A 5,725-nucleotide genomic window follows, 5' to 3' on the forward strand; every position below is an offset into this window, starting at 1 on the left:
GCCTGCGCGGCCCTCGCGGCGGTGCGGTGCTGTGCGGCCCCGAGCTGCGCGACCAGGTCGACCGCGGCTGCCCGATGGTGCTCGGCGGCCCGCTGGCGCACGTCATGGCGGCGAAGGCGATCGCGTTCGCCGAGGCGCGCCGCCCGGAGTTCGCCTCGTACGCGCAGCAGATCGTGACCAACTCGCAGGCGCTGGCCGAGGGCCTGACCAGGCGCGGTGTGCAGCTGGTCAGCGGCGGCACCGAGAACCACCTGGTGCTGATCGACGTGCACCCGTTCGGCCTGACCGGCCGGCAGGCGGAGCAGGCGCTGCTCGACTCCGGCATCGTGACCAACCGCAACGCGATCCCGCAGGACCCGAACGGGGCCTGGTACACCTCCGGCATCCGGATCGGCACGCCTGCCCTGACGTCGCGCGGCCTCGGCGCCGGCGAGATGGACCAGATCGCCGAGCTGATCCACACGGTCCTGTCCCAGACCACGCCGTCGGAGTCCTCGAAGGCGAAGTTCACCCTGGACCCGAGCGTCTCGGAGAGCGTCCACAAGCAGGCGAGCGATCTCCTGACCGGTTTCCCGCTCTACCCGAGCGTCACCCTCTAGCAGATCAGCGCGATGCCCGGCCTCGGTGGGTGATGCTGAACCCAACTCTCACCGAGGTCGGTCGCGCCCGGCGACTTGCAGGATGCGGAAGTCGTTGCGGCGCAGCACGCGCAGGATCAGCGCGGCGGGCATCCCGTATGCCCGCATGCCGACCGCCGGGTCGCACGGCCGGACGGCGGCGATGCGGTATTCGACGCCGCCGCTGAGCACCGTGCATCCGCCGGCGGCCTCGACGTTGTGATACCAGTCCACCGACGGCCCGTAGGTCAACTCCGCCACGAAGTCGCCGTCGTGGGTCGCGAGCAGCAACGGAGTCTCGTACACCCGCCCGCTCTTGCGGCCGGTGTGCCGGATCACCGAGATCGGTCCACGCCCCGATTTGCCGAGTCGGAGCGTGGCCCGGTTCAGCGTGTTCTTCAAGAGCCAGAACCACCGGCGGCGGGTACGGCCAGAACTCATCATGCAGTGAATTTACTCGGTCCGGCCCCGGAGCGGGAGGCGGTGCAGCGTCACGTCGCTCAGGGCGCCGCCCGCGACCGTCGCGGTCATGTAGGTGCAGTGCGGCTGGCGTCGGCGGTCGGTGGGGGAGCCGGGGTTCAGCAGCCGCAGGCCGCCCGGCGCCGTCGTGTCCCACGGGATGTGCGAGTGTCCGAAAACGAGCACGTCGTCATCCGGATATCCGGCCTCGCAGCGGGCCTCGCGCCCGGTCGACGGGCCGGTCTCGTGCACCACCGCGAAGCGCACCCCCGCCAGGGTCTCGCGCGCGACCAGCGGCAGCCGGGCCCGCAGCGCCGGCCCGTCGTTGTTGCCGTACACGGCGATCAGCCGCCGCGCCGACGACGACAGCACGTCCAGCAGTGCCACGTCGACCCAGTCACCGGCGTGGAACACCACATCCGCCGCGACCACCTCGTCCCACACCTGCGCGGGCAGGTCGCGGGCGCGTTTGGGCACGTGGGTGTCGGAGATCAGCAGGAGCCGCACAGGCTCCGATTGTCCGCGCCGGCCGCGGCACAAACGTGCCGTCCCGAGATCAGGCCGCGGCCGGCGGGATCTCGCCGGAGCCGCGTTCGATCAGCTTGGTCGGGATCCAGAACTCGCGCGGCGGGCCGTCGGCGCCGCCGATCCGCTCGAAGAGAGCGCGCGCCGCCGTCCGGCCCATCGTCGTCGGGTCCTGCGCGACCACCGTCACCGCCGGCTGCAGCAGGTCCGCCAGCGGGAAGTCGTCGAAGCCGACGAGCGCCACGCGAGTGTGCAGGTGCAGCCGCCGCAGCGCCCGGAAGGCGCCGATGGTGATCAGGTTCTGGCTGGTGAACAGTGCGGTCGGCGGGTCCGGCCGGTCGAAGAGCCCGAGCGTTGCGCTCTCCGCCAGGGACCAGTGCCTCAGCCGCCGCACGCTGTGCGGCGACAGGGCGGCTCCGGTGAGCGCGGCGAGAAATCCGCGGTGCCGCTCCCGCGCCGTCGCGATGCGGGCGTCATCCCCGAGGTACGCGATGCGCCGGTGCCCGCCGGCCACCAGGTGCCGGACCGCGTCCCGTGCGCCGGAGACGTTGGTGGCCAGCACCGCGTCGCCGTCGTGGCCGCAGCCCGGCCGGTCCACGTACACCACGGGTATGTCCGAAACGGATCCGAGATGACTCTGGTCCGGACCGCTCGGCGCGATGATCAGTCCGTCCGCGTGCCGCTGGGTGAACGCGCCGGCCAGCTCCCGCTCGCGCTGGGGGTCCTCGTCCACGCTGCCGATCAGCACCTGGACGCCGCGCAGCCGCGCCTCGTCCTCGATCGCCCGGTGCAGCGCCGCCGAGAACGGGTTGCCGACGTCCTCCAGCAGCACGCCGATCGTCGAGGTCCGCCGGTCGTTGCGCCGCAGCATGCTGGCGCCGATGTGTGGCCGGTAGTTCAGCATCTCCACCGCGGCCTGCACGCGGGCGGCCAGGTCCGGCGCCACCGTGGTCTCCCCGTTGACCACCCGGGACACGGTCTTGAGGCTCACCCCGGCGGTGCGGGCGACGTCGTTCATGGTGGGCCGCGAATCCCCGGCCACAGCGCCTCCCCAACCCCCGAGATGATCACCGATCGCAACATTGTGGGAACTTATTGTTGACACTCGATCCCTCCGGCCGTCTAGTAGAGACAACGTTGTCTCGCGATTTACGCGTCTCGATGGCGCTTTGCAAAATCGATTTGGAGGAGACATGCGTCATCCCCATCCACTTCGGTCCACGCTGGCCGTGGGCTGTGCCGCCGCGCTCGTGCTGAGCAGCGCTGCGTGCGGTGACGACTCCGGCGGCGGTTCCGGCGGCGACAAGCCGATCGTCGGCCTGATCACCAAGACCGACACGAACCCCTTCTTCGTGAAGATGAAGGAGGGCGCGCAGAAGGCGGCCGATGAGCAGGGTGTCGAGCTGCAGTCATTTGCCGGCAAGCAGGACGGCGACAACGAGGCCCAGGTGACCGCGATCGAGAACCTGATCTCGCGCGGCGCCAAAGGATTCCTGATCACCCCGAGCGACTCCAAGGCCATCGTCCCGTCGATCGAGCAGGCCAAACAGCAGGGGTTGCTGGTGATCGCGCTGGACACCCCGACCGACCCGGCGAACGCCGTGGACGCCACCTTCGCCACCGACAACCGGCAGGCCGGCAAGCTGATCGGGCAGTGGGCGAAGGCGAAGTTCGAGAAGGACGGCAAGCAGGCGAAGATCGCCCTGCTCGACCTGAACGCCAACGGCGTCTCCGTGGACGTACAGCGGGATCAGGGTTTCCTCGAAGGTTTCGGGATCGATGTCGCGGACAACAACAAGATCGGCGACGAGAAGGACCCGCGGATCGTCGGGCACGACGTGACGGACGGCGCTGAGGACGGCGGCCGTACGGCGATGGAGAACCTGCTCCAGAAGGACCCGTCGATCAACCTCGTCTACACGATCAACGAGCCCGCGGCGGCCGGCGCCTACCAGGCGATCAAGGCGGCCGGCAAGGAGAAGGACGTCACCATCGTCTCGGTCGACGGCGGCTGCCCGGGCGTCGACAACGTCAAGGCCGGCGTCATCGGCGCGACCTCGATGCAGTTCCCGCTGAAGATGGCGCAGGACGGCGTCGCGGCCGTCGCGGCCTTCGCCAAGGGCGGCGAGAAGCCGTCGGCGACCGCCGGCAAGGACTTCGTCGACACCGGCGCCACCCTGATCACCGACCAGCCGCAGGACGGAGTCGACGCCAAGGACTCCGCCTGGGGCAAGCAGAACTGCTGGGGCTGATCATGACAACGGTCGCCAAGGAAAAGGAAACCGACTTCGAAACCCAGCACCACGACTCGATCGGGCTGCGGATCCAGCACATTCTGCACGGCAACCCGGTGCTCGGCCCGCTGGCCGTGCTGATCGTCGCGATCATCGCGTTCTCGCTCGTCAACTCGCGCTTCTTCTCGGCGCCCAACCTGTCGCTCGTGCTCGGCCAGGTCACCGTGATCGCGGTGCTGGCGCTCGGGCAGACGCTGATCATCCTCACCGCCGGGATCGACCTGGCGGCCGGGGCGATCGCGGTCTTCTCGGCGATCCTGACGGCCGTCTTCGCCACCAGGGCGGGCCTGCCGGGCCTGCTGGCCCTTCTGGTCGGCCTGATCTGCGGCACGCTGATGGGCGCGCTGAACGGCTTCCTGGTCACCCGGATCAAGCTGCCGCCGTTCATCGTCACGCTGGGCACGCTGACCATCTTCTTCTCGCTGAACGCGGTGGTCAGCAGGAGCGAGACGATACGTGGCTCGGAGATGCCCGGCCTCATGACGTGGACGGGCACGGCGATCCCGATCGGCGGCTTCCGGCTCACGTACGGCTCGATCATCATGCTGGTGCTGTTCGCGTTCTTCTTCTACGCGCTGGGCCGCACCTCGTGGGGCAAGCACGTGTACGCGACCGGCGACGACATCGAGGCCGCCCGCCTGGCCGGCATCCGCACCAACCGGGTGCTGTTCTCGGTCTACACGGTGGCCGGTCTGCTCTACGCGGTCGGCGGCTGGATCCTGATCGGGCGCCTCGCGTCGGCCAGCCCGAACGTCGGCACCGAGTACAACCTCGACTCGATCACCGCCGTCGTGCTCGGCGGCACCAGCCTGTTCGGCGGCCGTGGCGGCGTGATCGGCACCCTGATCGGCGCGCTGATCGTCGGCGTGTTCCGCAACGGCCTGCAGCTGGCCGGCGTCGAGGTGGTCTGGCAGGGCTTCGCGATCGGTCTGCTCGTGCTCGTCGCGGTGTCGCTCGACCAGTGGATCAGGAAGGTCAAGGCATGACGACGACCACCATGACACCGGTGATCCAGGCCAAGGGTCTGGTCAAGCGGTACGGCCGCGTGACGGCGATCGAGAGCGGCGACCTCGAGCTCTATCCGGGCGAGATCCTCGCGGTGATCGGCGACAACGGCGCCGGCAAATCCAGCCTGATCAAGGCGCTGTCCGGGGCGTTGGTCCCGGACAGCGGCGAGATCTATCTGGACGGGGAGCGGGTCACCTTCCGCAACCCGATGGAGGCGCGCGAGGCCGGCATCGAGACGGTCTATCAGACCCTGGCGGTGGCGCCGGGGCTGGACATCGCCGACAACCTGTTCCTGGGCCGGGAGCAGCGCAAGCCCGGCGTGCTGGGCTCGGTCTTCCGGATGCTGGACCGGGGCAAGATGCGGTCCGAGGCCAAGCGGCACATGTCCGAGCTCGGCATCGGCACGCTGCAGAACATCGGCCAGGCCGTCGAGTCGCTCTCCGGCGGCCAGCGGCAGGCGGTCGCGGTGGCCCGGTCGGCCGCCTTCGGCAGCAAGCTGGTGATTCTCGACGAGCCCACCGCGGCGCTCGGCGTCAAGGAGAGCAACCGGGTGTTGCAGCTCATCCGCGACGTCCGCGATCGCGGGCTGCCGGTGATTCTGATCAGCCACAACATGCCGCACGTGTTCGAGATCGCGGATCGCATCCACATCCAGCGACTCGGCCGCCGCGCGACGGTGATCACGCCGCAGTCCCACTCGATGTCCGAGGCGGTCGCGATCATGACCGGTGCGGCGCCCGCTCCACCGATGGCCGACCCGAATGTGAGGTAACGCTGCTCGGCCCGGTCTCCGCGGTTCTTCCACAGGCGCGGAGACCGGGC

Annotated in this window: 6 protein-coding genes and 1 pseudogene; 4 read left to right on the top strand and 3 right to left on the bottom strand. The window is 69.6% G+C overall.

What is annotated here, in order from left to right; translation table 11 throughout:
- Nucleotides 1-599, top strand: a pseudogene (locus AB0M20_RS23680) (glycine hydroxymethyltransferase); the annotation flags it as partial.
- A gap of 48 nt (nucleotides 600-647) precedes the next feature.
- On the opposite strand, the gene AB0M20_RS23685 reads toward AB0M20_RS23680, so the two are convergent.
- The 3 genes from AB0M20_RS23685 to AB0M20_RS23695 are packed head-to-tail and all read right to left on the bottom strand — an operon-like array spanning nucleotide 648 to nucleotide 2,643.
- Complete coding sequence (locus AB0M20_RS23685) at nucleotides 648-1,061, bottom strand: nitroreductase family deazaflavin-dependent oxidoreductase (RefSeq protein ID WP_364301550.1); 414 nt, start codon at nucleotides 1,059-1,061, stop codon at nucleotides 648-650.
- 9 nt (nucleotides 1,062-1,070) lie between these two features.
- Complete coding sequence (locus tag AB0M20_RS23690) at nucleotides 1,071-1,583, bottom strand: metallophosphoesterase (RefSeq protein ID WP_364301552.1); 513 nt, start codon at nucleotides 1,581-1,583, stop codon at nucleotides 1,071-1,073.
- Between the two features lie 49 nt (nucleotides 1,584-1,632).
- Entirely contained in the window at nucleotides 1,633-2,643 is a 1,011-nt protein-coding gene (locus AB0M20_RS23695; RefSeq protein ID WP_364301554.1) for a LacI family DNA-binding transcriptional regulator, read from the bottom strand.
- Nucleotides 2,644-2,794: 151 nt separating this feature from the next.
- Between AB0M20_RS23695 and AB0M20_RS23700 the strand changes: the two genes are divergently transcribed.
- Genes AB0M20_RS23700 through AB0M20_RS23710 form a run of 3 tightly spaced genes read left to right on the top strand, consistent with a single transcriptional unit; the run spans nucleotide 2,795 to nucleotide 5,675 of the window.
- Nucleotides 2,795-3,853, top strand: coding sequence for a sugar ABC transporter substrate-binding protein (locus AB0M20_RS23700; protein ID WP_364301556.1), 1,059 nt, complete (start codon nucleotides 2,795-2,797; stop codon nucleotides 3,851-3,853).
- A 2-nt stretch (nucleotides 3,854-3,855) separates the two neighbouring features.
- Entirely contained in the window at nucleotides 3,856-4,881 is a 1,026-nt protein-coding gene (locus tag AB0M20_RS23705) for an ABC transporter permease (RefSeq protein ID WP_364301558.1), read from the top strand.
- 11 nt (nucleotides 4,882-4,892) lie between these two features.
- Nucleotides 4,893-5,675, top strand: coding sequence for an ATP-binding cassette domain-containing protein (locus tag AB0M20_RS23710; RefSeq protein WP_364301560.1), 783 nt, complete (start codon nucleotides 4,893-4,895; stop codon nucleotides 5,673-5,675).
- The last annotated feature ends 50 nt before the right edge of the window (nucleotides 5,676-5,725 follow it).

This window comes from Actinoplanes sp. NPDC051633 (assembly GCF_040681735.1).
Taxonomy (GTDB): Bacteria; Actinomycetota; Actinomycetes; order Mycobacteriales; family Micromonosporaceae; genus Actinoplanes.

Coding starts and splice junctions, on each gene's coding strand:
- AB0M20_RS23685 (WP_364301550.1), bottom strand. CDS start 1,061: ATGATGAGTTCTGGCCGTACCCGCCGCCGGTGGTTCTGGCTCTTGAAG.
- AB0M20_RS23700 (WP_364301556.1), top strand. CDS start 2,795: ATGCGTCATCCCCATCCACTTCGGTCCACGCTGGCCGTGGGCTGTGCC.
- AB0M20_RS23705 (WP_364301558.1), top strand. CDS start 3,856: ATGACAACGGTCGCCAAGGAAAAGGAAACCGACTTCGAAACCCAGCAC.
- AB0M20_RS23710 (WP_364301560.1), top strand. CDS start 4,893: ATGACACCGGTGATCCAGGCCAAGGGTCTGGTCAAGCGGTACGGCCGC.